Source organism: Microbulbifer sp. THAF38, from assembly GCF_009363535.1.
In the GTDB taxonomy this organism is placed as follows: Bacteria; Pseudomonadota; Gammaproteobacteria; order Pseudomonadales; family Cellvibrionaceae; genus Microbulbifer.
The window spans coordinates 2,323,387-2,349,298 of the sequence record NZ_CP045369.1 but is presented as its reverse complement, the minus strand read 5'-3'; the positions used below and the strand labels follow the sequence as shown (position 1 = coordinate 2,349,298).

23 protein-coding genes are annotated in these 25,912 nt (G+C 50.1%); 16 read left to right on the top strand and 7 right to left on the bottom strand.

Annotation, left to right across the window (positions count from 1 at the left end; translation table 11 throughout):
- Window positions 1-26 precede the first annotated feature (26 nt).
- Entirely contained in the window at window positions 27-569 is a 543-nt protein-coding gene (locus tag FIU95_RS09955; RefSeq protein WP_152453626.1) for a lipocalin family protein, read from the bottom strand.
- A gap of 627 nt (window positions 570-1,196) precedes the next feature.
- On the opposite strand from FIU95_RS09955, the gene FIU95_RS09950 reads away from it, so the two are divergent.
- The 12 genes from FIU95_RS09950 to FIU95_RS09895 all read left to right on the top strand — a co-directional run bounded on the left by FIU95_RS09950 (window position 1,197) and on the right by FIU95_RS09895 (window position 15,890).
- On the top strand, window positions 1,197-2,453 hold the full coding sequence (locus FIU95_RS09950) for an FAD-dependent oxidoreductase (RefSeq protein WP_152453625.1): 1,257 nt from the start codon (window positions 1,197-1,199) through the stop codon (window positions 2,451-2,453).
- A gap of 275 nt (window positions 2,454-2,728) precedes the next feature.
- A complete protein-coding gene (locus FIU95_RS09945; protein WP_253868546.1) occupies window positions 2,729-3,898 on the top strand; it encodes a Gfo/Idh/MocA family protein in 1,170 nt (389 codons plus the stop codon).
- A 222-nt stretch (window positions 3,899-4,120) separates the two neighbouring features.
- Window positions 4,121-5,182 (top strand): sugar phosphate isomerase/epimerase, encoded by a 1,062-nt coding sequence (locus FIU95_RS09940; RefSeq protein ID WP_152453623.1) that lies wholly within the window; start codon window positions 4,121-4,123, stop codon window positions 5,180-5,182.
- Between the two features lie 55 nt (window positions 5,183-5,237).
- Window positions 5,238-6,560, top strand: coding sequence for a sugar MFS transporter (locus FIU95_RS09935; RefSeq protein WP_152453622.1), 1,323 nt, complete (start codon window positions 5,238-5,240; stop codon window positions 6,558-6,560).
- A gap of 56 nt (window positions 6,561-6,616) precedes the next feature.
- Window positions 6,617-7,627: a LacI family DNA-binding transcriptional regulator gene (locus FIU95_RS09930; protein WP_152453621.1), complete on the top strand. Its 1,011-nt coding sequence runs from the start codon at window positions 6,617-6,619 to the stop codon at window positions 7,625-7,627.
- A 78-nt stretch (window positions 7,628-7,705) separates the two neighbouring features.
- Window positions 7,706-8,419 carry a DUF1080 domain-containing protein gene (locus FIU95_RS09925; RefSeq protein ID WP_152453620.1) on the top strand — a complete coding sequence of 238 codons (714 nt, stop codon included), beginning with the start codon at window positions 7,706-7,708 and terminating at the stop codon, window positions 8,417-8,419.
- Between the two features lie 4 nt (window positions 8,420-8,423).
- Window positions 8,424-8,642 carry a twin-arginine translocase TatA/TatE family subunit gene (tatA, locus tag FIU95_RS09920; protein ID WP_152453619.1) on the top strand — a complete coding sequence of 73 codons (219 nt, stop codon included), beginning with the start codon at window positions 8,424-8,426 and terminating at the stop codon, window positions 8,640-8,642.
- On the top strand, window positions 8,639-9,571 hold the full coding sequence (locus tag FIU95_RS09915) for a sugar phosphate isomerase/epimerase (protein WP_172975367.1): 933 nt from the start codon (window positions 8,639-8,641) through the stop codon (window positions 9,569-9,571). Before tatA ends, FIU95_RS09915 begins: the two co-directional genes overlap by 4 nt.
- A 247-nt stretch (window positions 9,572-9,818) precedes the next feature.
- Window positions 9,819-11,615 (top strand): GMC oxidoreductase, encoded by a 1,797-nt coding sequence (locus FIU95_RS09910; RefSeq protein ID WP_152453618.1) that lies wholly within the window; start codon window positions 9,819-9,821, stop codon window positions 11,613-11,615.
- 1 nt (window position 11,616) lies between these two features.
- Window positions 11,617-12,312, top strand: a complete 696-nt coding sequence (locus tag FIU95_RS09905) for a gluconate 2-dehydrogenase subunit 3 family protein (protein WP_152453617.1) — start codon at window positions 11,617-11,619, stop codon at window positions 12,310-12,312.
- A gap of 163 nt (window positions 12,313-12,475) precedes the next feature.
- Window positions 12,476-15,235 (top strand): TonB-dependent receptor, encoded by a 2,760-nt coding sequence (locus tag FIU95_RS09900; protein WP_152453616.1) that lies wholly within the window; start codon window positions 12,476-12,478, stop codon window positions 15,233-15,235.
- A 67-nt stretch (window positions 15,236-15,302) separates the two neighbouring features.
- Window positions 15,303-15,890, top strand: a complete 588-nt coding sequence (locus FIU95_RS09895; protein ID WP_253869045.1) for an isoaspartyl peptidase/L-asparaginase family protein — start codon at window positions 15,303-15,305, stop codon at window positions 15,888-15,890.
- 7 nt (window positions 15,891-15,897) lie between these two features.
- Here the strand turns inward: FIU95_RS09895 and FIU95_RS09890 are convergent, their stop codons facing one another.
- From FIU95_RS09890 to FIU95_RS09875, 5 genes are all read right to left on the bottom strand, one after another.
- Window positions 15,898-16,845 (bottom strand): IS30 family transposase, encoded by a 948-nt coding sequence (locus FIU95_RS09890; protein WP_152450975.1) that lies wholly within the window; start codon window positions 16,843-16,845, stop codon window positions 15,898-15,900.
- Window positions 16,846-16,977: 132 nt separating this feature from the next.
- Window positions 16,978-17,502 carry a GNAT family N-acetyltransferase gene (locus tag FIU95_RS09885; protein WP_152453615.1) on the bottom strand — a complete coding sequence of 175 codons (525 nt, stop codon included), beginning with the start codon at window positions 17,500-17,502 and terminating at the stop codon, window positions 16,978-16,980.
- A 63-nt stretch (window positions 17,503-17,565) separates the two neighbouring features.
- Entirely contained in the window at window positions 17,566-17,814 is a 249-nt protein-coding gene (locus tag FIU95_RS21320) for a hypothetical protein (RefSeq protein WP_216646335.1), read from the bottom strand.
- A gap of 24 nt (window positions 17,815-17,838) precedes the next feature.
- Entirely contained in the window at window positions 17,839-18,072 is a 234-nt protein-coding gene (locus FIU95_RS21315) for a hypothetical protein (protein WP_216646334.1), read from the bottom strand.
- Between the two features lie 64 nt (window positions 18,073-18,136).
- Window positions 18,137-18,394: a YjhX family toxin gene (locus FIU95_RS09875; RefSeq protein ID WP_152453614.1), complete on the bottom strand. Its 258-nt coding sequence runs from the start codon at window positions 18,392-18,394 to the stop codon at window positions 18,137-18,139.
- Window positions 18,395-18,717: 323 nt separating this feature from the next.
- Here FIU95_RS09875 and FIU95_RS09870 point away from each other — a divergent pair, with 323 nt between their 5' ends.
- Window positions 18,718-19,152, top strand: coding sequence for an isoaspartyl peptidase/L-asparaginase (locus FIU95_RS09870; RefSeq protein WP_253869042.1), 435 nt, complete (start codon window positions 18,718-18,720; stop codon window positions 19,150-19,152).
- A gap of 76 nt (window positions 19,153-19,228) precedes the next feature.
- On the opposite strand, the gene FIU95_RS09865 is transcribed toward FIU95_RS09870, so the two are convergent.
- Complete coding sequence (locus FIU95_RS09865) at window positions 19,229-19,888, bottom strand: TetR family transcriptional regulator (protein ID WP_152453613.1); 660 nt, start codon at window positions 19,886-19,888, stop codon at window positions 19,229-19,231.
- 275 nt (window positions 19,889-20,163) lie between these two features.
- Here FIU95_RS09865 and FIU95_RS09860 point away from each other — a divergent pair, with 275 nt between their 5' ends.
- The 3 genes from FIU95_RS09860 (at window position 20,164) to FIU95_RS09850 (ending at window position 25,723) form a co-directional block, all read left to right on the top strand.
- A complete protein-coding gene (locus FIU95_RS09860; protein WP_152453612.1) occupies window positions 20,164-21,339 on the top strand; it encodes an efflux RND transporter periplasmic adaptor subunit in 1,176 nt (391 codons plus the stop codon).
- 11 nt (window positions 21,340-21,350) lie between these two features.
- Window positions 21,351-24,527: an efflux RND transporter permease subunit gene (locus FIU95_RS09855; RefSeq protein WP_152453611.1), complete on the top strand. Its 3,177-nt coding sequence runs from the start codon at window positions 21,351-21,353 to the stop codon at window positions 24,525-24,527.
- Between the two features lie 269 nt (window positions 24,528-24,796).
- Window positions 24,797-25,723 (top strand): metallophosphoesterase, encoded by a 927-nt coding sequence (locus tag FIU95_RS09850; RefSeq protein ID WP_152453610.1) that lies wholly within the window; start codon window positions 24,797-24,799, stop codon window positions 25,721-25,723.
- Window positions 25,724-25,912 lie beyond the last annotated feature (189 nt).

The following is a 25,912-nucleotide window of genomic DNA, read 5'->3' as shown; positions in this document are numbered from 1 at the left end:
GCCCAGCTCGTGCCCCTAAGTAATTGTTAGTTTGGAAGTTGCTTGGTCATTATGATGTGGTCAATATTGTAACCGTGCTTAGTGACAGCCAGTTCCAACAGCTCATCGACAATGGCCTCATTGAGCTGTGGAGTGCGACTCAGAATATAGAGGCTGCTGCGATCGGGGTCGCCTACGAGGGACCATTGATATGCTGGGTCTAGCTCTAGAACCCAGTAGTTACCATTGGTTTTCCCATCGAAGAATGAAACCGCAAGCTTGCTATTTGTATCATCTAGAGGGACAGCGGTGCCTTGCACACTGATGGGAAAGCCGTACTTTGGGTGTAGGATTCGGCAAAAATTGAAAACACTGAGTGTGCCATCATCGTTGAGACCATAATCTGCCGTGACTGCTGTACAAGCAGGCTGGAAGATCTGTGGCAATCGGGCTATTTCATACCACTTGCCAACGTACTGATAAACGTCCACGTAGGGGACCGTCTCAAGCTCAGACTCATTATCAGCCCAGGAGAGATGCGCTCCAAAAGCCAATAGAAGAACCCCCAAACCTTTTGCCAAACCCTTCATATTCACATTTCCTTGTCATTGGATTGAATCACTTTCCACCGTACCAATTGTGCGATGGCAAACTCTTTACGGAAGGCAAGCTGGAACGGATTAATCAATTGTTGGTTTGGGGCAAAGCTTCACAATAACTTCAAGAATGACCAGCACTGCCCGCTAAACTTAGGAAAACCGATTGACAAAGAGGGAAACCTTAACTGTCTGCCTATTCATTAGCGCAGTAGTAAGGAAGCAACAGTGAATAAAAAACCATCACTATCGGCTGTAGTTGCATTGACATGGGCGGTTAGTTGGAGGGCGATCCTGATCAACCTGCCAATTTACATGCCGTTTTCCATTCTATCTAAACTGGGCTACGAGTTTCCTGTCTGGTTTTGGTACCTTCTTTGTATCTTGGGTGGGTTTTTGTCTTATGTTCTTGCATTTTGGTGGCTCCTCTCGCGAGGTTACGGCGCCCAAAATCCCCGAAAATTGAAAATAGTTGAATAAAAGAGTGGCAGTAAGCGGGTATCAAACGAGATAGGTTGAGGTCACCCCAACAGCATCCTCGTAAATTCATTGCGGTAACTATTGCAGTAACTAGGGTTGATCACTTCTCCAATCACGCCAAAACAATAAGTAGGCCACTCTATGTCACAGGAAATTCCCGTTGATGTGCTGATCCTAGGAGGTGGTATTCAGGGAGTAACCCTGATGAGGGAGTTGATACCAGAGTATTCGGTGATACTGGTCGATGACGAGTTCGGTGACGCCGAATCCCTGCATTTCCATGGATATTTCTCTTCCGGTTGGAATGCAGCCAACCCCCAGGCTGCTGAAATTTACCGGTGTGCCGCGCAACGCTGGCACAAAGAACTTGCCACTAGCGGCGTGAATAGTCGCATAACAGACTTCCATGCAGCGCTGACTCCAGACTTTCTAAAAACTGTTAAAGATAACTGGGCCAGGGCAGCTATTACCTTTGAGGAAGTTGAGTTGCCTGAGATCTTTGATCCGGATGATTTGCCAGCAAATCGTAGGTTCAGATTTCCTGGTGATCTTATTTTTGATGGAGCTGCAGCCTATCGCAGTATCAGCGAACCCTTGAGGAAGCAAATCTATCCTGGGAGGTTGGCTTCGTTCCAGCTTGGCGGGGCAGGAATTGAGCGGGTAACTCTGGATATGGATGGTCGCTCTTGTGAGGTAAAACCAGAGTTGGTGATTTCTGCCTGTGGTGCGGGGAATGCTGAAGTAATTCGGCATTTGGGTGTGGCGGAGGAGCAGATACAAAATGCCCAGTTAGTAAGACCTCTGCATATGCTCTTGGCTCGTGGCCCCAATATCCCGCCGGTTTCAGCTTTCTTGATCGACTTGGTAGTGATGTACCACCCACTGGAAGGAGGAGAAGGGCTCTGGATTCTTACGCTTAACCCAGAAGTTCCCAAGTTCAACGCGGGTGTTGTCGATATGAGTATCCCACCAGAAATAGAGAATGATCTACTTTGTGCAACTTTTGAGCGCCTTTCCAGTGCGATGGTGGCGTTCGAGGCTTGGGCACAGGGCTGCCAGTGGTCGGTATATGCTGGCTGGAAAACCGATGCGCCTGGGCCTGATGGGGATCCATTGGTGCAGCTGGATTATCCCACTCCGTACCAATTAGATGATTTTGGGGTACAAAACTTTCTCGCGGTATGGCCAAACCATTGGGGTTTGGCTGCTAATGTCGCCGATGACGCTGCAAGTTGGGTGCGGTCCAAGCTCAAAAGCTGTCACCCCCAGCCGGGCGCCGATAGTGGATTATCCCCAGGTTCGGGGGTTGGCCATTCCATAGAAAATAAGTGGCAGAGCGACAAGCTCAACTGGCTGTGCTGGGAAGATTTCGCTCGAAAAGTAGGCTATCACCGTTAACTTTAACCTCTTCGGCTTAATCAATTTGATTGGTTTCTGTTCGGTGTGGACATAAATACATCGGTCTAAGGCGAAAAATAAACGTCATGCAATGAAACTGTTGCTTGCAACGGTGAGTTTTTTCTGTATCTTAAAAACAAAATGTAACCGGTTACATTTTGCTGCAAGGGTCCGTGAAAGAGGAAATGGACCAATAGCGAGGCAAGAAACTTGGCCGGTTAGAAATCCAAAATAATAAGAACCTGGTTGCCAGAGGCAGCTATATGGGAAGTGGTATGGGAACAAAAATAAGAATGGGCATGGTCGGTGGTGGAGAAGGTGCCTTTATTGGTGCTATCCATCGTATGGCAGCTTCCCTCGACGGTGAGATAGAGCTGGTGGCGGGATGCTTTAGCAGTAATCCCGAGCGTAGCCGTAGCAGTGGAGAGAAGTTGGGCCTTAACCCAGAGCGCGTTTATCAGAGTTATGAGCAGATGTTCCTGGAGGAATCCCAGCGTAGTATCGATGAGCGCATAGAGTTTGTCTCTGTGGTAACTCCCAATGATTTACATCTACCAGTTGCTATTGCCGCACTGCGAGCGGGGTTTCATGTTCTCTCTGATAAGCCAGCCGCTTCCACACTTGAGGAAACCCTTGCGCTCAAAAACGAGGTCGTGCGGAGCGGCCATCTCTATGGTTTGACTCATACCTATGCGGCTTATCCACTTGCGACACAGGCCAGGGCAATCTTAGCCAGGGGAGAGCTAGGGCAAGTCCGCCGGGTAACTGTTGCCTACCCACAAGGCTGGCTGGCATTGGCTGGCGACTCCAGCGGAAGTAAACAAGCCAGTTGGCGGACAGATCCCACACGCTCGGGGGAAAGTGGTTGTTTTGCTGATATTGGTACCCATGCTCATCACTTGGTCGAATTCTTTACCGGTCAGCGTATCTCTGAGGTCTGTGCGGACTTGCAATCAGTAGTCGACCAAAGGGCTCTGGATGATGATGGTGCGGCGCTATTTAAATTAGATCAGGGTGCGCGCGGCACCCTGACAGCCAGCCAAGTCTGTGGCGGGGAAGGGAATAACCTGAATATCAGCGTTTATTGCGAATATGGCTCGCTGTTCTGGGAGCAGGAATCTCCCAATCAATTGCAGCTAAAGCGCAGGGGGGAGCCAGTGGCCCTTTTGAAGGCGGGTGCAGACTGTGAATACCTGGATGACGAGGTCCGAGCTCTTTGTCGGACCCCGCAGGGGCATCCTGAAGGTTATATAGAGGCCTTTGCGAATATTTACCGCGACTTTGCTGCCCAGGTTCGATGCCGCCGGCAAGAATTACCTATTAAAGAGAGTTCTGTCGTTGGGGATATTGATGCGGGTGTCCGTGCTATGGCGTTTGTGCGCGGTGCATTGGAAAGCAGCCGTGCGAATTCTTCTTGGGTGGCTCTGGCGCCTTATTGGGAATAAGCCGCTAAATCCTATTAATTCATTTTCAAATAATTTAGGAACCTCTGGCAGGGTGGAAGTCCGGCAGTTAGTACGACACAGGGAGGTGTCGATGTCGGCCCAGTGCCAGTCCGCTTTTGGAAAGACAGCATTGTGCTTTTCAAAAGGTGCAAGCTGATCACCCAGGAAGGATTGATTGGTTGCAGAGGTAAATAAGTACAGCAGTAAAAAGGATAAGAATAAATGAAGGCACCCAGAATTCAGGGGCCCGGGATATTTCTCGCCCAGTTCCTCCCTCCGAGCGATCAACCGGCTTCGCTGGAGTCTATGGCCCGGTGGGCATCGGACCTGGGTTACAAAGGCATTCAGGTTCCCACTTGGGACAAGCGCATCTTTGATCTGGAATTAGCCAGCAGTAGCCAGGCTTACTGTGACGATGTTTTGGGAATCTGTGAGACGGCGGGAGTGGAAATCACAGAACTGTCCACGCATTTGCAGGGCCAGCTGGTTGCCGCCCATCCAGCATATAAAGAGATGCTGGATATTTTTTCCCCAGAGGAAGTACGAGGCAACTTGCCAGCCCGCGCTGAGTGGGCGAGCAATCAACTGATATTGGCTGCTCGTGCCAGTGCCAACCTAAAGCTTAAGTCGCACGCTACATTTTCTGGCGCACTACTTTGGCATACTTTTTATCCCTGGCCCCAACGCCCCGCAATGTTGGTGGAAGAGGGCTTTCGCGAATTGGGTCGGCTGTGGCGCCCTATATTGGATGCGTTTGACAGTGCTGGAGTTGATGTTTGTTATGAGCTTCACCCCGGTGAAGATCTTCACGACGGGTTGACCTTTGAACGTTTTCTCTACGAAGTGGAGGACCACCCAAGAGCGAATATCCTCTATGACCCCAGCCACTTACTTTTACAGCAGATGGACTACCTGGCTTTTATCGACATCTATCACGAGCGAATCAAGGCGTTTCACGTGAAGGATGCTGAATTCCATCCGAGTGGTAGGGCCGGAGTTTATGGCGGTTATGCCCCTTGGATTGATAGACCTGGCCGTTTCCGTTCCCTGGGCGATGGTCAAGTGGACTTTCGCGGGATTTTCAGCCGCTTAACCCAATACGGTTACGACCGCTGGGCGGTACTCGAATGGGAGTGCTGCATTAAGGATCAACAACAGGGGGCCAGTGAGGGCGCACCATTTATTCAGAATCACCTGATTACCGTGGCGGGCAAGGCTTTTGATGATTTTGCTGGTGCTGAAACAGATAGCGCGCGAAATCGTCGGATTTTAGGATTGGATTAAATTTTCCAAGCCAAGTGAATAACCAATAACAATAAATCATGCGGAGACTGGATTGATGAGTACACAGACAAAATCCCTGCATAAGAATGTCTTTCTTGTGGGGAATCTCTCGATTTTTATGATTGGCCTCGGATTTGCTGTGAGGGCTTCAATCGCCGGTGACCTCCAAAGCGACATTTACGATCCTATTGATCTTGCCAACTCTACGGCCATGCTTGGTGAAGCCCTGGGTTTCACTTTCACAGGTTTTGCTCTCACCTTGTTATTTGGCAGCGCACTTGTGGACTTGGTGGGTATTAAGCGAATGTTGATGCTCTCATCTATAGGTTATGTATTGGGCAGTTTGCTTACTATTGCGGCATCTATGGTGACTCCAGGGGAGGGGGTAGAGAGTCTGGTTCTAGCTGGCCTGTTACTGACAGGCTTGGGCTGGGGTGCCGTGGAGGCAGCCAGTAATCCTATGGTTGCTGCAGTCGACCCAGAAAATAAAACGCAACGTTTAAACGTACTACATGCCTGGTGGCCTGCGGGTATTGTGGTTGGAGGATTACTGGGATTGTCAATCTCTGCCCTCGAGCTTCCCTGGCAGTTGAACCTTGTCGTGTTAGCACTGCCAGCTGTTGTTATGGCTTGGCTTGTGGCTAAAACTGATTTCCCTGTTACTGAGCGGGTTTCTTCCGGTATCAGTTATGGCGAAATGTTTAAAGAGGTATTCAAGCAGCCGATGTTTATCCTTCTGTGGATGTGCATGTGGCTGACCGCCGCAACCGAGTTGGCCCCTGGGCAGTGGGTAGACCTGACCCTATCACGCGTTGTTGGCATGAAGGGTATTCTTATTCTTGTTTATGTCAGCATGTTGATGTTTGTGATGCGCCACTTTGCCGGACGGCTGGCAAAGAAGCTGTCTTCTATCGGACTTCTATGGTTAAGCAGTCTCCTTGCAGCAATTGGGCTCTATTGCCTGGGTATGGCTAGGACGCCAGTAACCGCATTTTTGGCAGCGACTGTCTGGGGCATTGGTGTTTGTTATATGTGGCCCACTATGCTGGCCACAGTCTCCGAGCGTTTTGTGCGCGGTGGGGCATTGTTTCTGGGATTGCTGGGTTTTGCCGGTGGTATGTCTATCCAATTTGTTCTGCCAAAGCTTGGCGCTATTTTTGACAATGCCAAGATTGAGGCAGCGGGGGGCTTGGAAGCCTTTGAAAAGCTGAGTGGGGATGAGTTGGACGCGGTATTAGCCACCGCTTCTGTTGAGTCATTCCAGTCACTGGCTGTAGTGCCACTTATCCTGCTCCCCATTTTTGCCTTTATTTGGCTTTGGGATCGAAGGCAAGCAGCCAGTAAATCAGAAGCCGCCGTTTCAGTGGGGAATCCGTAGATGGTATCCGACTGTGCGAAAATAGCTCGCTTCTAATAAGTAATTAGCAGGAAATTATGTCAAACATTCGCGAAGTTGCTCGCCGCTCCGGCGTATCGGTCGCGACCGTATCCCGGACACTGAAAGATCCGCAGATGGTCTCTCCGCGAACCAGAGAGCGGGTGCTAAAGGCTGTAGAGGAGGCCGGCTACCGGCCGAACCTCCTTGCGCGGAACTTCAGTTCGGGCAAGTCATACGCAGTGGTGGTTTTGGTTCCCAATATAGCCAATCCATTCTTTTCCCGGGTCATTCGCGGGATTGAGAAAGCTGCTCAGGACCAAGGCTATTCGGTGCTGCTGGGGGACACAAAAGGGGATTCCAGCAATGAACAATTTTATGCAGGTATGGCGCTAACTAACCAAGCGGACGGCGTTATCCAGCTTGGTAGTCGCTATCCATTCGCAGAGAAGGACACAAACCTGGCAGCATCTGTTCCGTTGGTGAATGCCTGTGAGCGCATAGCAGAAGATGATCGTTATCCAGTGGTGGAGTTGGATAACCATGGTGCTGCCCAGGAAGTTGCGCGGCACTTGATGGAGATGGGGCACCGTCGCATCGGGGTTATTACCGGGCCCTCGCAGAGCCCTATAGTGCGAGACAGGCTGTCCGGATTTTCCGAGGCGCTAAAAAAACGTGGGTTAGAACTTGATCCTGAAATGGTCGTTCACGGGGAATTCACGATGACCTCTGGGCGGGAAGGCGCAGAGACTCTGCTATCGACCCCTCATCGGCCGACTGCCATTTTTTGTATGAACGATGAGATGGCAATTGGTGCAGTGCATCAAGTGAAGAGAATGGGCCTCAGGGTGCCGGAAGATGTGTCTGTTACAGGATTCGATAACATTGAATTCTCACAATTCACAGATCCGCCTTTGACTACGATCAACCAGCCCGCAGAGGAGTTAGGCCGTTACGCAATGGAAACGCTGCGATTGATCATCGATGGCAAGCCATTGAAGTCCAGCCGGACTATTTTGCCCTTTGAGCTGGTGGAACGGGAAAGTACAGGTCCTTGTTCGGACCAGTGAGGGCCGCAGATTCCCATGGACTCTTGCCCTTAAAAGAGCCGTATTGATTAGATTACAGCGTTAGGTGTGGAGATAATAATGATGAAAAACCTTACTAAAGCCAGATCCAAACTATCCGTAGCGATTGCAGCAGCAGTGATGCTGGGAGCTGCAGGTTGCGAGCGGGTGCCCGAATCGAATGTCCAACAAGCGGACGGAGAGTGGCGTTACCTGTTTGATGGAGAAACGTTACAAGGCTGGACCGGCACAAATGGCTCACAAATTGGAGAGGCCTGGCAGGTTGTTAATGGCAATCTGGTCTTAACTGCCGGAGGGGCTGGGGATCTGGTAACAGCTGAGCAATTCGAGGATTTCGAATTGCAGCTGGAGTGGAAAATTTCTGAGGGCGGCAACAGTGGCATTATTTATCGTGTCGCCGATGGAGATTCGCCAGTTTGGATGAGTGGTATGGAATACCAGGTGTTGGACAATGCTGCATTTCCCAATCTGGAAAAGCCAAGCCACAGCGCCGGCTCAGTGTTTGATATGTATGCACCTAGTGAAGAGAGTGTCAAACCTGCGGGGCAGTTTAACCAAACTCGTATACGCGTAGAGAGCGGAAAGGTAGAACATTGGTTGAACGGCAACAAGATTGTTAGCTACGAGCTTTGGTCAGAGGATTGGGGCAAGCGTTTGGCGGGCAGCAAGTTTTCGAATTATCCAGATTTCGCACGCTCTGAAAGCGGCTATATCGCTTTGCAGGATCATGGTGACAAAGTTTGGTATCGCAATATAAAAATCCGGGAGCTATAAGCTCATGGGTATTTCAGGAATCAGTCTCTGGCAAATCCTGATAGTACTGGTGCTTGCAGTTTTACTGTTTGGCAGCGGCAAGATTCGTCGTATGGGAGAAGACCTGGGGGGAGCAATCAGTGGCTTTCGCCGCTCTTTAAAGGATAACGGAGAAGAAGGCTTCTCTGCAGAATCTCCCTCAAAATCTGCTGCTGAGGTTTCCCAAATAGGAGGGCGGCAATGACTATCAATAGAAGGCGGTTTTTGACAAATAGTGCAAGGCTGGCGGCTTTGGGACTTGCAGCCCCCTTTATTGGGTTCAGTCGTCTTGGCCACAGCGCGGCAAGTGAACGCTTTTTCAAAATCTCTTTAGCCCAGTGGTCCCTGCATCGGCAACTGCGAAGTGGAGCTCTCAAGGTTCTGGACTTTCCAGTAAAAACACGCAAAGTCTTTGGCATTGAAGCGGTTGAGTATGTCAATCAGTTCTTTAAGGATCAGGCAAAGGACTTGAAGTTTCTCGCTGCAATGAAGGCTAGAGCAGAAGACCATAATGTTCGCAGCCTGTTGATTATGGTTGATGGCGAAGGCGACCTAGGCGACCCCGATAAAGGCAAGAGAAAGCAGGCCATAGAGAACCATTACAAATGGGTCGAAGCGGCTAAGTACCTCAATTGTCACTCTGTACGTGTCAATGCCGCAGGGCAGGGGAGCCGCGAAGAAGTGGGTAAGGCTGCTGTTGAGGGACTGCGCGCGCTTTCGGAATTCGCCCGGGATTTTAATATTAACGTGATTGTTGAGAACCATGGTGGCTACTCATCGAACGGTGAGTGGTTGTCACAAGTCCTTCAACGTGTAGATATGTCCAATTGTGGCAGCTTGCCGGATTTTGGAAACTTTGGAGATTACGATCGCTATTTGGGGGTTCAGCAACTAATGCCGTTCGCCCAGGGTATCAGTGCCAAAAGCTTTGAGTTCGATTCAGCGGGAATTGAAATCAATACGGATTTTGCTCGGATGTTACGGATCATTCGCGATGCGGGTTATCGAGGCTATATCGGCATTGAGTTTGAAGGGCCGGGAGATGAGGACCATGGAATCTTGGCAACTAAGCAGCTGCTTGAGCAGCTTGGCAGGAGGGTGGAGCTGTCCGCGCAACTAAATCAAAATAACTGATAAAATTTAGTTTCGAATGTAACCGGTTACATATTTTTAATTTCACCTAACCTAGAAATAAGTACTTAAATGCCTACTTTCTTTAAGAAATCAGTCTCCAACACTAATAATTTTACATTTAGACTTTATTAGCGCCGAAAAAAGCAGAAAAATATCCCATAAATGTAACCGGTTACAGGAGGATATTTCCAACTGATAGAATTTAACCGGTCAGAAGAAAAATAAATAATCATGCAGGAGAGATGTTATGGCGAGTGAAGATATCGAGAATAAAGAGTACGACGCCTTAATAGTCGGCTCTGGCGCTGGGGGTGGCATGGCTGCCTATGTGCTGGCCACCGCCGGTTTAAAGGTATTGTTGCTTGAAGCGGGGCGATCCTACGACCCTGTCAAAGAAACCCCTATGTTTAACTTGCCCAAAGACGCACCCCTGCGCGGTGGTAGTACGCCAGAAAAACCGTTCGGTTTTTACGATGCGACAGTGGATGGTGGCTGGCAGGTACCAGGCGAGCCCTATACCCAGGGATCTCGAGAGAAAGGTCGACGTTTTGACTGGTGGCGAGCGCGTATGCTGGGTGGCCGCACGAACCATTGGGGGCGTATTTCCCTGCGTATGGGTGAATACGACTTTAAGCCCTACTCAAGGGATGGGCTCGGCTTTGACTGGCCCATCAGCTACCAAGACCTGGCACCCTACTACGATAAAACCGAGATGCTTATTGGTGTCTACGGTACCAATGAGGGATTGGAAAATACTCCGGACTCTTCCGACGGCGTATTATTGCCGCCGCCTAACCCCCGTGCTTATGAACTGCTAGCGAAAAAAGCTTGTGATAAGCTGGGTATCCCCGTGATCCCCTCACACTTGGCGATTCTTAGTGAGTGCCTCGACCATGAAGCTATTCCGCAGAAACTGTTCCCCGATAATAAGCTCGCCCAGGATGTAACCCGCGAATCGATGAAATCCCGCGCAGCCTGTTTTTGGGCCACACCCTGTGGTCGCGGTTGTTCCATCAAGGCAAATTTCCAGTCCACCACAGTACTACTACCTCCTGCGTTGGCTACAGGCAACCTAGACATCATCACTGACGCGATGGTGCGCGAAGTTACCGTTGATAAGGGAGGTAAAGCCAATGGGGTGGTTTACATTGATAAAATCACCCGCCAGGAAAAGTTTGCCAGTGCCCGCGCCGTTGTCGTCGCGGCCAGTGCCGCCGAGACATCGCGCATTCTTCTCAACTCAAAAAGTACCTTATTCCCAGACGGTCTCGCCAACGGCAGTGGTGTTGTAGGTAAATACCTGATGGATACTGTGGGTGCGGGAGTGGGTGGTCAAATTCCAGCACTGGAAAATATGCCCGCCCATAACGAAGACGGCGCGTCGGCAATGCATATGTATATGCCCTGGTGGCTATATAAAGAGCAGTTGCGCGGAGACCTGAATTTTGCGCGCGGTTATCACATTGAATTCGGTGGTGGCCGCAGTATGCCTGGAGCCGGGGCCTTCGGTGGTATGGGTGACTTTACCGAAGGTGCCTATGGTAAAGATCTGAAACAGGCCTGCCGGCGCTATTACGGCTCCTTTGTTTGGTTCGATGGTCGTGGGGAAATGATCCCTAATGATGATAGTTACTGTGAAATCGACAAGGACCAAGTTGACCAGTGGGGTATCCCGGTTCTGAAATTCCACTGGAGATGGAGCGACCAGGAACTCAATCAGGCTGCCCACATGCACAAAACCTTCGCCGAAATTATCGAGGGTATGGGTGGTAATGTGACCACAACGGTACAGACCGATGGTGCCAAGGCCATTATCAACGGTGGTGCGATTATCCACGAAGTTGGCACTGCGCGAATGGGCTCCAACTCAAGAGATTCTGTACTCAATCCTTACTGCCAGTCTTGGGAGGTTCCGAACCTCTTTTTAACCGACGGCGCTCCCTTTGTTTCCAATGCCGATAAAAACCCAACCCTAACCATTATGGCGCTGGCTTGGCGTACCTGTGACTACATCGTGGACCAGTTTAAAAGGAGGAACATTTGATATGAGCAAGGATAAAACAAACCTGAGCCGTCGTAATGCCCTGCGTTTGATTGCTACTACTGCGGCTGCGGTTCCGGTAATCGGTTGTTCTGAGAAAGCAGCACCAAAAGTTGAGTTGAAGGAAGACAAACTGGCAACGAAACCAGCGGTTAAGGATCTGGACGCGCCTAAACAAACTTTAGTCAGGGGTACACCAACAGATCCTGATCTGCTTAACCCCGTCGTACCATGGGAAATGCAATTAGATGCGCGTGAGTTGGCGGTGCTCGCAGCGCTTTGCGATGTGATTATACCTGCAGATGAAATTTCCCCGAGCGCTTCTTCAGTAGGTGCACACCATTACATCAATGAATATGTCAGCGCACCTTATTCCAACAATAAGGCGGACCTTGTCACTATTCGCGGAGGGGTAGTCTGGCTCGAGGGAGAGTCCAGGCGCAGGTTCCAAGGCCCATTTGTCGAGCTGAATGCATCTCAAAAAATTGCCATTTGTGAGGATATCAAATGGACTCGTACCGCGAAGCCAGAATTCCAAGCCGGTGCACGTTTCTTTGCCAAGGTGCGAGTTCTTGTATCTACCGCCTTCTACACCACTGAGGAAGGCATGGCGGATATTGGCTACGTAGGTAATAGGCCTATGGCCAGCTTTCCTGGCGCACCACCTGAAGTATTAAAACGACTCGGCTTAGAAAGCTGAGAACTGTGTAAGGCTAACCCCAGGGAAAGGAGTTGCCTATAAAAGTAAGCCAAGGATGGATAGATCTGAAACCGGGCTTATTCCGAAGACTTGGTAAGAGGGTATGCCGAGTTTAGAGGGTGCACGGAAGGCTCAAAAATTATAATAAAAGTGATGCTTAGCTATGAAAGAGAAAACCCAAAAAGAAAACCGCAGGACGGAATTACTTCGTACATCCGCCAGTGCACTGGTGTTATGCAGTGTCGTCGGTATGGCACAGGCGCAAAATACCGAGGAAGCCCAAAAAGAAAGTTTGGCGCTTGAAGAGGTAGAAGTACTGGGTATTCGTCAGAGCATGGAGAAAAACCTCGATGTGAAGCGCTTTTCCAATGCGGTGGTGGACTCAATTACCGCTGAAGATATTGGCAAGTTCCCCGATAAAAACGTAGCCGATGCCTTACAGCGGGTACCGGGAGTCTCTATTGTCCGTAGTGGTGGTGAGGGCGCCAGGGTCAGTATTCGTGGTACAGCCCCAGAACTTACTTTTACTCAACTTAATGGTAACTATATTGCCACTCCGGGCGATGAGCCATCACGTTCGCTAGATTATTCCTTGTTGCCCGCAACAATGATTGCCCGTACAGATGTTTATAAGAGCCCTGAGGCAAAGCTGGATGAAGGCGGAATCGGCGGTACCGTCATTTTGCATACCCGCAAACCTCTGGATCTGGACGCGGGAGAGGGCATGCTATCGGTTGAAACAACTTACGCGGATGTCACTGAGAAGTATGAGCCACAATACACGGGTTTTTACTCATGGAAAAATGATCAGGAAACCTTTGGTGTATTAGTTGGTTATTCCAGGCAAGACCGCCAGAACCGGGTGATTAGCACCACCACTGAAAACTGGGGATGGCAAGGTGATGAAAAGCCGCACGATGGCGTAGAGGCCAGGGGGGCTATGATAGATATCGATGGTAATGAGTACCGGGATTTCTATGCCCCCAGAGCCGTAGTGGGTAGCGTTTTTGAAGAGGAGCGTACCCGCGAGGGAATTCAGCTCAGTGCTCAGTGGCGTCCGGTTGAACAACTTGAGCTGGGTGTCAATTATTTTCGCTTTGAGCAGGGTGGCAACTCAGAGAATTACCGTATTGTATTTCCAGAGTGGAACTATGGTGATGCAGTTGCACCCGGTAGCCTTAAATTTGACGAGGATGGCGATACCTTACTCGGTATGGGCATGTTGGACAGAGGTCAGGCCGAATTGCAGTCTCCACAAGTCGCTGGTGACTACACACGAGCTGAATATGTGTCAGATACCTTGGATTTTAATGCTATTTACCAAGGTGATGGCTATAGCGTGCGATTGGTTGTGGGCAGCACCAGTGCGGAAGGCGGACCTTCCGAGAAATTGTTTGCCTCAGTTAACTCTCGCTATGGCACTGTGGCTGACTGGAGCTGGGACCTAAGCAGTGGTACTGCAGAGATTGATACCAGTGCCGATCTGGGAGACCCCAATACTTACCCCTTATACGATTGGTTTTCTTCGCACTGGACCAGTAGTGAGGATGATGAAAACTACTACCAGCTAGATGTATCTATCGATATGGATTACGGCTGGCTGACTTCCTTTGATGTAGGACTTAAATACCGCGACCACGAAATTAACCGTAGGATTACCAAACAATCCTGGGACGACGATAACTTACCATGTCCTACTATTAATTGGGGCGAAGTCGAAGGGGCCTGCTATCCCTGGTGGCCGGACGATTCTTTCCACACCGACCCTAATGGCGTTCCGGATACGATTGATATCCTATCCAGTGGCCCACTCGACAATATCATTGGTGGTGTAAAAGTGCCCAACTTTGCCTACCTGGAGTTCGAGAAGCTAAAAGAATTTCTCTATGAGACCTATGGTGATCCTACAGTGATCGTAGAACGGGACCAGGACTATCGCATCGGTGAGGAAGTGACTGCGGCCTATGTACAGCAGAATTTTGCCTCTGCCACTTTGCGCGGTAATTTTGGTGTTCGCGCGGTGCAGACCAAGCAATATGCCCGAACCTACGACAACATTGATGGCGTTTTGCAAGATGAGCCCAATATTCGCGATAGCAGTAACACCGATTTTCTGCCAAGCGCCAATATCGCTTGGGATATTAACGATGATTTAGTAATGCGTGCAGCCCTCGCAAGGGTTGTTGCCCGAGTTAATTATGATGGCCTCGGTGGCTCTGAATCTATACACGCCCCATTGCCAGGAGCGACCGTAAGAGATGGATTTGCGGGGAACTCCGAATTGGAACCCTATAAGGCGGATCAGTTTGATTTGGGTCTGGAATGGTACTTTGACGATGCTTCCGCAATGGGAGTAACCCTGTTCAGGAAGGATATTGCATCATTCGTCATTAACGGCAGCTCCCTGGTTACCAGGGAAATCGACGGTGAAATTTGGAATGTAAATATGTCGATGCCTGTTAATGGCACCGATGCCACCGCTCAGGGTGCCGAGCTGTTTGTGCAATATGCCTTTGATAACGGTTTTGGGGTTTTTGCCAACTACACCTATACGGACACAGAACTGGCCAATCTTGACCTCGAAAGTGGTGAAACAATCAAAACAGAAATTGCGGGTACCTCTAAAGATCAATACAACCTATCGGTGTACTACGAGAATGACCTTTTTAGTGTGAGAGCCTCTTACAACTATCGCAGCGCTTATGCGGATGGCTATAGCAACGGCGTGAATACGTTTACTGATGAGTATGATCAGCTTGATGTTAATGCTTCTTATAGTTTGATGGAAAACCTTACTCTCACTGCCTCCATTATTAATCTCACCGAAGAGAAGGTGGATAGATACTGGGGTGAAGAAAACAGAGTCTTGGGTTCCTCCTACTCAGGTCGCCGAGCCTATATGGGGCTGACTTACAGCTTCTGATCCCGCCATAACTTCGGCGCACAGTACAGTAATGTCTCTGTGCGCTTTCCATTTGAGACAAATCATTGTGATCAGCAAAAGAAAATTCCTGAAATATTCCTTCCTGGGCACGGCTGGCGCCCTGGCAACACCTTCAGTGGCAGCTATGGCAAGGCGTTATACGAAGAAGGGAAAAAAGCCCGTAGTCATATCAACCTGGAACCATGGGGGCCCAGCCAATGAGGCAGCTTGGCAGGTTCTCAGCGAAGGTGGCAGGGCTTTGGATGCCGTAGAGGCAGGTGCTCGGGTGCCGGAAGCTGACCCGCAGGTAACCAGTGCTGGCTATGGCGGTTTTCCCGATCGCGATGGTGTAGTGACTCTTGATGCCTGCATTATGGATGACAAACAAAATTGTGGTTCAGTGGCTTTTTTACAAGGTATCAAGCATCCCATCTCGGTTGCGCGAAAGGTGATGGAGGAAACTCCACATGTGATGTTGGTCGGCGAGGGCGCACAGCGTTTTGCGCTTGAACAGGGATTTGAGATTGAGAACCTGCTAACTCCAAAAGCTGAAGCCGCCTGGCGTGAGTGGAAGCGCGAGTCCCGTTACCAGCCGGTAATCAATAGAGAAAACCACGATACTATCGGCATCTTAGGTAAGCGGTACGCAAACTAAATACTTCCTAGATTGCCAACATAAGTGACACACGTTTACCCGCCAAAAATTCCAGCGGGCTCAAGTAATTTAGTACTTTCCTAGGTCGAGTATTGATTCGAAACACTGCGTCATCAATACGGCTTTTTGGTATCTTGCCAATTTCCACTCCTTTTGGGAAGAAGCGCCTCAAAAGGCCATTAGTGTTTTCGTTCAGCCCGCGTTCCCAAGAGTGGTAAGGTTTCGCAAAATATATTCTGCATCCTAGCTTCTGCGCAATCGATTGATGACCTGCAAATTCTCCTCCATTATCGAAGGTGATGGTTTTACAGATGGCCTGATATGGCTTCAACATCTGCTTGATCGCCCGGCTCACTGTTTTCTTGCTCTTATTTGGGACTCTGCGAGTGAGCAATAATTTGGAAACTCGTTCAACCAGTGTCACCAGATAGCCATCTTGACCATAAACTGTATCGCCTTCCCAGTGACCGATCTCAGTGTTTTCATCGACAATCGCAGGTCTTTGATCAATATCTATGCGCTCTGGAATAAGCTTTACGCCTGCCTCGGAACCTGCCCGTTTCTGATAAGGTTTGGCTTTCCTTGGCAGACGTGACCTCCAGTTAAGTCGACTGACCCAGCGGTAAATTGTTGAACAACTAACCGTTTTCGCACACCTCTCAAGCTGCATTCGCCCAGCGATTTGTTCAGGACTTGCATTTTTCAGCTGGTGGTCGATTTGTACCTGCATGGCAAAGTCGAGCTTGGTATGTTTAATAGCTCCGTGCCGTCGTTGCAGTGCCTGACGGTGGGCACTCTCGGCACAGTAAGGGCTGTAACGACCAAGCTCACGAGAGATAGTCTTATTGGATCTATTGAGGCGTAGTCCAATGGCTCGGGCTGAATAGTTCTGCCCATTAAGGACCTCAATCTGGTATCGTTCTTTCAAGGTCAGCTGGTTGGTACGGGTTCCCATGAGGTTCCTGGCTTGTTTGTGTGGAAGCTTACTAGCCTACAACCAGCTGGCCTCCTTCGCTATCGCCAAGTGTGTCGGTTATTGTGAGAATCTAGGCTTTAATGAATAATGTGGTTCGTGTACCGCTTACGATTAACCGCGCCCCGATGTATCCCACCAGATAGGCTGCATAATTGGCTCTACAGCAGTGGTTTCACCACTGAGAAGACTAACCACCCCCGGATTCAGCTCAAGCACCATCCATGAAGCTGGTAACGTGAGAAGATCTGGGTATGGCGTTTGTTTGTCTGTTGGGACAAATCCATATCGTGGGTAATAAGTAGGCACACCCAATACAAAAACTGCATCAACATCACAGTTTTTTAAGTGAGTGATGCCTGACTGCATTAACTCTTTACCAACACCATGACCATGTTGATATTCAGGTAGTACACCGATAGGAGCTAGTAGATAACACTTTTTATCGGGGTGGTCTTTAAACAGAAATGGCGTAAAAATAATATTGCCTACTATTTTTCCATCTCGCTCTGCATTGATTGAAATAGTATCTGGCAACGCGAGAAAGGATTCAGCTAAATCAGCCGTTTCAGCTCCTTCCTCTTCTCCAAATGCCAAAAGGTGGATGTTTTTGATTATTTCTGTCTCTGAAGTGTTCATTTAAATTTCTCTAACTCAAAGTTTTGTTAGGTTGAATAAAAGATTAAGTGGTTAATTTTAGGGCTACGCTTGTTCGCTCGGATGCCCCCACATTATTGGAGCGGCATAAGGACCAGTGATGCTTGTCGTCGATTCACCAAAACCATCTAAAGCTCCTGGTGTTAATTCACGTGCAAACCAATTTTCTAGGGGGGCTTGTGTCCTTACAGGCGGTAAGATTTTGTGAGGAGTGTTGTAGCGATTAGCATAGTGGTACTGCTCTCCCATAACAAAGATGACATCAGCATCAAGTTGTTTTTCAGCTTCGGCCATGAGCCTTGTTGCATAACCCTTTCTTTAATACTGAGGCAGCACGGCCAAGGGAGCCAACACATAACACTTAAGGTGTGGCGCGGCATCAACTGTAATGGGCGTGTAGCAGGCGTGCGCCACTCCCTCATATACGATGGAAAAGCTCCCATCTTCAATCATGGCGTCTGCTAATTCAGCATACAGCTTTGCATGTCCTTCGTTATAAAGTCCGCCAGCAGATGCAAAAGCTTCATATTGAATTTGGTATGGTGTTTTCATAGAGAAAGCTCCTTTTGATTTGGTTTAGAGCCTGATTTGTTAAAGATAAATATGACCTGGAGCATTAGCGTTGGATCATTTGCGACTGCACAGAGGTAGCCCCCAATCGCGTAATACGATAGGGCTGACCATTTTTTGAGCCGATGAGTTTTTTGCTTTTTAAGCGTTTAAAAATGTCAAAAGTACAGCTAGACAGGACGTTACCATCCCGTGTGTAGCAAGTGACATCATAGGGTTTGCCGCTTTCACGGCGAAGGAGGTGTATCTCACCACCAAGTGCGAGAACGTGCAGGACGCGCTGCTCGTGCTTTGAAATGTTCAATGGAGTGCCTCAATCTTCAGAAATCACAAAACTAGGCAGCCTCAGAATTTTGCATGAGGGCCTTCTAGTGTTTTAGATGTCCCTTAAGCCCTAATCGGGTCTAGGAACGTGCGATTACCTGATGATCTAGCAAAAACTCTCCATTGAGTTCATAAGGATTGAAAAACGGTATCTTAAGTATCAGAAATCAAATGTCAAGAAAAATTGAGGATTTAGCGTCGGATGCGCTCTGGTGGTTTCTATGAACAATCTATCGGCTAATTGTTCATAGGTGATGATGATGGGCGTTAGTCGCGCTTTGTCGGGTCCGCTGCGCGGAACTATTGCCCTTTCAATCGCTAACCATCTTAGCCGTGGACCAGAACGGCAATCTCTCAGGTGCCTGCACCACCAGTGGCGCGGCTTTCAAGATGCATGGGCGGGTAGGGGACTCGCCGATTATCGGTGCCGGACTCTATGTCGACAATGAAGTGGGTGCGGCTACTGCCACGGGTATGGGCGAGCTAATGATCAAGACTGTCGGTTGCCATCAAGTCGTGGAGCTGATGCGTCATGGCTACACACCGGAGGAAGCCTGTCGTGAGGCGGTGGAGCGTATTGCGCGCAAGCTGGGGGACTATAAGAAGTTCCAGGTGGGTTTCCTGGCTTTAGATAAAGCCGGTAATTACGGTGCTCACTGTATTCACCCGGGTTTTAATTATGCAGTAAGAGATGCGAGCGGTGCACAATTAGTAGATTCGAAAAGTAAACTCGGCTGATTGTCTTCTTGGAGCAAGCCGCAGTTAGTTGACTTGCCCCAATAGGAAGAAAATTCGAATTTGCTCAATACACTGCTCAGTGCAAAGTTCGTGCTTGCTGCCTGTTTAGACGCAGTTCTGGGGAGAAGCGAATCATATCTAGGAGAGCATCAAAATAATGTTCACCTAAGTCGCCAAGGTCTACAAAGCGTGGAGAAAGAAGCCAGTCTTCCAGAACACCAAAAAGTCCTCCGTGAAGCATTTGTTGGGCCAGTTTCAGATCCAGATCAGCAGGTAATTGACCGGCTGAAAGTGCAATCTCCAACAATTCTCCCATTCGCTCCAACCGCTCTGTGCGGCCTTGCTTAATACGGTGAGTGGACTCGCATACTTCACTGATTGGGTCGCATGGCAGGAAGATAATCTCCAGCAAGCGCTGCCATTCATCATTGCAGGCAATCTCATCGAATAGCCATATCCAGCGGGTACGCAGGGTGCCTAGAGGGTCTCTCTTCAACTCATCACCGGCCGCCGCGCAGAGGTCTTCACCGGGCAGGCGCATGCGCTCGGTTAGAGCGTTGAGTAGCCCAACTCTGTCGCGGAAATGGCTATGCAGGGAATCACGAGTGACTCCGGCAAGCTCTGCGACTGCCGTTAGGGAGGCGTGGGTGACGCCAGATTCGTGAAAAACACGAATCGCGGCGTCTAAAATACGCTCTCGGGTGTTAAGTATTTGCTCTTCTCTATATTTAGCCATGGGCAATGCAGCTTCTTCATTATCGTAATCGCCTCATTTGACCGCATATTCACGGCTGTTCGCCGCATGAAAACAAATGAGACTTTAGTGCAACCCCTTGAAAACACTGGGTAAAAGTGCATGTTAGTCGATATTCATGCGCTGATGAATAGTTGATCGGATTTCATCACTACACATAAAATGCGTGGCCACTGGAGTTAGACCTTCCTGTCACCGTCTCTTTTTCTCCCGAACTGACCGCAGTATCCAGGCCGTCAGCCCTGATCGAGGTAACCATGCTCAATAAAAAAGCGTTTATCAGTCTTTTGATCACTAGTGCATTGCTTGCCGCTTGTGATGAAAGAACCGCTGCGCCACCGATGCCGGCGCCACAGGTGACTGTGGTTACGCTGGAATCCGAGCCGGTTACGCTTACCAGAGAGCTACCTGGTCGCACTTCACCTTTCAAGGTGGCGGAAGTTCGTCCACAGGTAAATGGCATCATAAAACAGCAATTGTTCCGTGAAGGTGGGCGTGTCGATGCAAATCAGCCACTTTATCAACTGGATGACGCCATTTACCAAGCGGATGTGGATAGTGCGCGCGCTAAATTACAGGGTGCCAATGCGGCAATGAATATCGCTCGCCTCAAGGCTGAGCGCACCGCAGGCCTTGTTAAGAGTGGCGCTGTCAGCAAGCAGGAGAATGATGTCGCAGAGGCAGATTTGCAGGAAGCCCGTGCCTCTGTTGCTGCTGCCAGGGCGGAGTTACATCGAGCCGAGATCCAGCTGGACTACGCCCAGATTACCTCGCCGATTACTGGCCGTATTGGTAAATCCAGTGTTACCCAGGGCGCCTTGGTAGCGGCCAATCAGGCCGCAACTTTGGCCACTGTGCAACAGCTGGACCCCATCTATGTGGATGTTACCCAGTCCGCAGCAGAGCTGGTCAGCCTGCGTCGGGCCCTCCAGGCGGGTACATTGGCAGATGCCACAAACCTGCCAGTTAAGATTTTGCTGGAAGATGGCAGTGAGTTTGAACACCAAGGCAAGCTCGAGTTTGCCGAAGCCAGTGTCGATCCCTCTACTGGCAGTGTGTTGCTGCGAGTCGTTGTCCCCAATCCAGACAATATGCTGCTGCCAGGCATGTACGTGCGCGCGATAGTCGGTAGCGGTGTACGGGAACATGCCATTCTGGTGCCTCAACAAGGTATTGCAAGGGACCCGAAAGGTAACACTTCGGCAATGGTGGTCAATGAAGAGAATATTGTTGCCCAACGTTCCGTGCGGGTCAGTCGCACAGTCGGTAACCGCTGGTTGGTAGAAGAGGGGCTGGAGCCCGGTGACCGTGTCGTAGTGGCTGGATTGCAGAAAATTCGCCCCGGTGCGCCGGTGCAGCCTAGTGAACGTGAGGATAAACAGGTACCTGCAGCAGCTGGTGACGACGACGATGCTGCTGAGCAGGGTTCCTGAGGGTAGGGGTTATGGCGAGCTTTTTTATTAACCGGCCCATCTTTGCCTGGGTTCTGGCAATTATCACCATGCTGGCAGGTGCATTGTCTATCAGCAAGTTGGCGGTGGAGCGCTATCCGAATATCGCACCGCCCTCTATTAATATTGAGGCCAGTTACCCTGGCGCCTCCGCCAAAGTGGTGGAAGATTCGGTGACGCAGATTCTGGAGCGGAATATGAAAGGTCTCGATGGCCTTCTCTATATGTCTGCTGTCAGTCAATCTAACGGTGGTGTGTCTGTCTCCCTTACGTTTGAGAATGGTACCGACCCGGATACCGCACAGGTGCAAGTCCAAAACAAGGTACAGCTGGCAATGCCGCTGTTGCCCCAAGAGGTGCAGTTACAAGGGGTCAATGTCAGTAAGTCCCGAGGTGGCTTCTTGATGGTTGCAGGTTTTGTCTCCGAAGACGGCAGTATGAACCGCAACGACATTGCCGATTACATCAACTCAGCGATTGTGGACCCGGTTAGCCGGGTGCCCGGTGTTGGTAATGTGCAGGTGTTCGGCTCCAAATATGCAATGCGTATCTGGCTCGATCCCAACAAGCTGACTACTTACGATTTGACACCGAATGATGTAGCCGCGGCGGTCCGTGCCCAGAATGCCCAGGTCACAGTGGGCAGCCTTGGTGGCGCACCGGCGGTGCCAGGGCAGCAACTCAATGCCTCTATTACCTCCCAGGAGCGCCTGCAAACCCCGCAACAGTTCCGGGAAATCGTGGTACGAGCCAATGATGATGGCTCCATACTGCGGCTTGGCGATGTCGCCCGCGTTGAGTTGGGGGCAGAGAATTATGAATTTATCTCCCGCTACAATCGTCAACCGGCTACCGGTATCGCCATTAACCTGGCCACCGGTGCCAACGCACTGGAAACCGCCGAAGGCGTGAAAGCGAAACTTAAAGAGCTGGAGCCTTTCTTCCCTCGGGGGCTGACTTCGGTCGTACCATTTGATACTACGCCCTTTGTCGAGGTCTCCATTAAAGGTGTGATCAGCACATTGATTGAAGCAATTGTGCTGGTCTTCCTGGTGATGTATCTGTTCCTGCAGAATTTCCGTGCAACCCTGATCCCTACAATCGCAGTACCGGTGGTGCTGTTGGGTACCTTTGCCGTACTCGCGGCACTGGGCTTCTCGGTCAATATGCTCACCATGTTCGCTATGGTATTGGCCATCGGCCTGCTAGTGGACGACGCTATTGTGGTGGTGGAAAACGTAGAAAGGGTGATGCGCGAAGAGGGCTTATCACCGAAGGAAGCCACTAAAAAATCCATGCACCAGATTACCCCGGCATTGATCGGAATCGGTGTCGTGCTATCGGCGGTGTTTGTGCCAATGGCATTTATGGATGGCGCCACTGGCGTAATTTACCGGCAGTTCTCAGCAACCATTGTTGCTGCCATGGCCTTGTCTGTATTAGTGGCGATTATCCTGACCCCCGCACTATGTGCCACCTTGCTGAAACCACTTTCAAAAGGGGAAAGCCACGGTGAGAAAGGCTTCTTCGGTTGGTTCAATCGCAACTTTGAGCGCGGCAGTCGGCGCTACCAGGGCGGAGTGCAGGGCATCCTAAAACGTAGCGGCCGCTTTATGCTGTTGTTTGTGGCCCTTTCCGCTGTGATGGCCTTCTTATTCCTGCGTTTACCCAGCTCCTTCCTGCCCGATGAAGACCAGGGCGTGCTCTTCTCTATGGTGCAGGCACCCGTGGGCGCGACCCAGGAGCGCACCATGGAATCTATCCGCAAAGTGGAAGATCAATTCCTGGATAACGAGCAGGGCACCGTGAAGTCCGTATTTTCGGTGCAGGGCTTTAGCTTTGCCGGTAGCGGCCAGAATACTGGTATCGCCTTTGTGAATATGGAAGACTGGTCTGAGCGGGAAGAAGAGTCGCAAAGTGCTGGCGCAGTAGCCATGCGTGCTATGGGCGCGCTGATGCAAATTAAAGATGCCATGGCTTTTGCCTTTGCACCTCCGCCTCTGCCAGAGTTGGGTTCTTCTGGTGGCTTTAACTTTTACTTAAAAGATAATGGCAACCTGGGGCACGAAGCACTGACCGCTGCCCGCAACCAATTCTTGGGGATGGCCGGGCAGAGTAAGTTACTGTCTAACGTACGCCCCAATGGCCAGGAGGACACGCCGCAATTTCGAGTGAAAATCGACAATGCCAAAGCTGCGGCCCTCGGCTTGTCTATTGCCGATATTAACAGCGCGCTGAGTACCGCTTGGGGTGGCTCCTATATCGATGATTTTATCGATCGCGGCCGGGTCAAGCGGGTTTATATGCAGGCGGATGCGCCATATCGTATGGTGCCGGAAGACTTCCAGCTCTGGTCTGTGCGCAATGATAAAGGCGATATGGTACCCCTATCTTCCTTTGCCAGCTTTTCCTGGGAGTATGGATCTCCCCGCTTGGAACGCTATAACGGCGTGCCCTCCATGCAGATCAATGGTCAGGCAGCAGCGGGGGTCAGTTCTGGCGAGGCCATGGCAGAAGTGGAGAGCTTGGTAGCGCAATTGCCGGCGGGGGTTGGTATTGAATGGAGCGGTCTTTCCTATCAGGAGCGCGCCGCCGGTGCACAAACACCACTGCTCTATACCCTGTCATTACTGATTGTATTCTTGTGCCTTGCCGCTCTCTATGAGAGCTGGACAGTACCGACCGCGGTATTGTTGATGGCGCCGCTCGGTATTCTCGGCGCAGTGCTTGCCAACAGTTTGCGCGGCATGGAGAGGGATATCTATTTCCAGGTAGCTATGCTGACCACTGTCGGCTTGACCAGTAAGAACGCCATTCTGATTGTGGAGTTTGCCAAGCAAAACCTGGAAAACGGAATGGAACTGGTGGAAGCGACCATGCGTGCAGTCCGTGATCGCCTGCGCCCTATCCTGATGACTTCTTTGGCTTTTGGCTTGGGGGTTCTTCCACTTGCGATAGCCACTGGTGCAGGTTCCGGCGCACAGCGTGCGATTGGAACCGGGGTGCTGGGAGGGATGGTTGTGGGCACGCTGCTGGGAATCTTCTTTATACCGCTGTTCTTTGTAGTGGTGCAGAGATTGTTTGGGCGTAAAACTAGAGTGAGCAGTACTGATACTGGGCAGGATCAAGTTCTTGCCAGTAAAAAGACAGAAGCTGCGGAAGCTTTGTAAGTCTCAAGCCAGAGAAAAAGCCAGGCCGCATTTTCCAGCCTGGCTTTTTTGTATTCGCTCTTTGATAGAGCACACCTTAAATGTAAGTGAACTCAGTAATTCCCTGGCTGGCGGTAGCTTCGGCTATTTTCTTCGCTCCCATGTCTCATCCCCCATGCCCAGCTTCCGAGAAGTGCGTTCATTTCATAAAATGGACAGAGTAATCCTTGATACAAAAAAAGCGGGATTTTGATACTGAAGCTTTCTTGTATTTTAGAGGCAGGAGCAGGATGGAACACTGCAAGTACGACATTATTGGCGATATCCATGGTCACGCCAGCGCATTGATTGAGCTGCTCAATTTTCTGGGTTATCGGGAAACAAGCAGCGGTTATGCGCACCCAGAACGCAAAGTCATCTTTCTTGGAGACTTTATCGACCGCGGTGAGCACCTGGTAGAGCACCGCAAGCTCCTGAAGATAGTTATGAGCATGGTCAACAATGGTCATGCACAAGCGATTATGGGCAATCACGAGTTTAACGCCCTGGCTTATCACACCGAGGTCAATGGCAAGCCCCTGCGCCCACATACCGATAAGAATACAAAACAACACCAGGCCTTTCTGAATGAGTACCCCGATAACGATCCAGAGAAATCTCAGGTGCTGAATTTCTTTAGGTCATTGCCGCTATGGCTTGACCTGGGTCAACTGCGAGCAGTCCACGCCTGCTGGGATGAGAAAAGTATTGATTTTTTGAAATCAAAAACTGGCGGGGCGAGGTTAACGTCTGAGCTTTTACTGCAAGCGAGCTCCCCGGGCAGTGATGCCTTCAATGCAGTGGAAACTCTGCTCAAAGGTTATGAAGTTGAACTGCCTCAAAATGTAAGTTTTCTGGATAAGGATGGTAATCGCCGCTTTGCTGTCCGTGTTCAATGGTGGAACTCTTCTGCAAAAGCGCTGGGTGAGATAGCGTTGCCACGTGGTGTTGATATCGGTTCCGCCGCTAGCTTGCCAGCGCCTAGGGGTATTCCTTATTACCCTAAAGCAGATAAGCCCTGCTTTATCGGTCACTATTGGCTTAAAGGTGCACCAGCACCTTTAACTGATAATGTTGCTTGTCTCGACTATTCCGTCGCAGGGAATGGCAAGCTCGTTGCTTATCGATTTGATGGTGAACAGATATTGAGTAAAGACAAGTTTGTGTTCGTGGCGTAGATACTGGCTGACTGAAGTTTACATTGCTGGGTTAACTATCTTTGAGTTGTCAAAAACAAGAAAGTTTAATCGAGTGAAATTCCCACAGTTCTCGCCAGTGAATGACTGATCTTCACGTCTGTCTTCATGGTTAACAGATTGAGCAGCTCCTCCCATTCTTAATGGGAAATAAGCCGAGAGGGGAGATCT

Excerpts from the sequence above, each read along its gene's own strand:
- FIU95_RS09900 (WP_152453616.1), top strand. The coding sequence starts at position 12,476 with ATGAAAGAGAAAACCCAAAAAGAAAACCGCAGGACGGAATTACTTCGT.
- FIU95_RS09865 (WP_152453613.1), bottom strand. The coding sequence starts at position 19,888 with ATGGCTAAATATAGAGAAGAGCAAATACTTAACACCCGAGAGCGTATT.
- FIU95_RS09905 (WP_152453617.1), top strand. The coding sequence starts at position 11,617 with ATGAGCAAGGATAAAACAAACCTGAGCCGTCGTAATGCCCTGCGTTTG.
- FIU95_RS09950 (WP_152453625.1), top strand. The coding sequence starts at position 1,197 with ATGTCACAGGAAATTCCCGTTGATGTGCTGATCCTAGGAGGTGGTATT.
- FIU95_RS09855 (WP_152453611.1), top strand. The coding sequence starts at position 21,351 with ATGGCGAGCTTTTTTATTAACCGGCCCATCTTTGCCTGGGTTCTGGCA.
- tatA (WP_152453619.1), top strand. The coding sequence starts at position 8,424 with ATGGGTATTTCAGGAATCAGTCTCTGGCAAATCCTGATAGTACTGGTG.
- FIU95_RS09850 (WP_152453610.1), top strand. The coding sequence starts at position 24,797 with ATGGAACACTGCAAGTACGACATTATTGGCGATATCCATGGTCACGCC.
- FIU95_RS09890 (WP_152450975.1), bottom strand. The coding sequence starts at position 16,845 with ATGGGAACCCGTACCAACCAGCTGACCTTGAAAGAACGATACCAGATT.
- FIU95_RS09910 (WP_152453618.1), top strand. The coding sequence starts at position 9,819 with ATGGCGAGTGAAGATATCGAGAATAAAGAGTACGACGCCTTAATAGTC.
- FIU95_RS09885 (WP_152453615.1), bottom strand. The coding sequence starts at position 17,502 with ATGAACACTTCAGAGACAGAAATAATCAAAAACATCCACCTTTTGGCA.
- FIU95_RS09930 (WP_152453621.1), top strand. The coding sequence starts at position 6,617 with ATGTCAAACATTCGCGAAGTTGCTCGCCGCTCCGGCGTATCGGTCGCG.
- FIU95_RS09945 (WP_253868546.1), top strand. The coding sequence starts at position 2,729 with ATGGGAACAAAAATAAGAATGGGCATGGTCGGTGGTGGAGAAGGTGCC.
- FIU95_RS09940 (WP_152453623.1), top strand. The coding sequence starts at position 4,121 with ATGAAGGCACCCAGAATTCAGGGGCCCGGGATATTTCTCGCCCAGTTC.
- FIU95_RS09860 (WP_152453612.1), top strand. The coding sequence starts at position 20,164 with ATGCTCAATAAAAAAGCGTTTATCAGTCTTTTGATCACTAGTGCATTG.
- FIU95_RS21315 (WP_216646334.1), bottom strand. The coding sequence starts at position 18,072 with ATGAAAACACCATACCAAATTCAATATGAAGCTTTTGCATCTGCTGGC.
- FIU95_RS09925 (WP_152453620.1), top strand. The coding sequence starts at position 7,706 with ATGATGAAAAACCTTACTAAAGCCAGATCCAAACTATCCGTAGCGATT.
- FIU95_RS21320 (WP_216646335.1), bottom strand. The coding sequence starts at position 17,814 with ATGGCCGAAGCTGAAAAACAACTTGATGCTGATGTCATCTTTGTTATG.
- FIU95_RS09915 (WP_172975367.1), top strand. The coding sequence starts at position 8,639 with ATGACTATCAATAGAAGGCGGTTTTTGACAAATAGTGCAAGGCTGGCG.
- FIU95_RS09955 (WP_152453626.1), bottom strand. The coding sequence starts at position 569 with ATGAAGGGTTTGGCAAAAGGTTTGGGGGTTCTTCTATTGGCTTTTGGA.
- FIU95_RS09935 (WP_152453622.1), top strand. The coding sequence starts at position 5,238 with ATGAGTACACAGACAAAATCCCTGCATAAGAATGTCTTTCTTGTGGGG.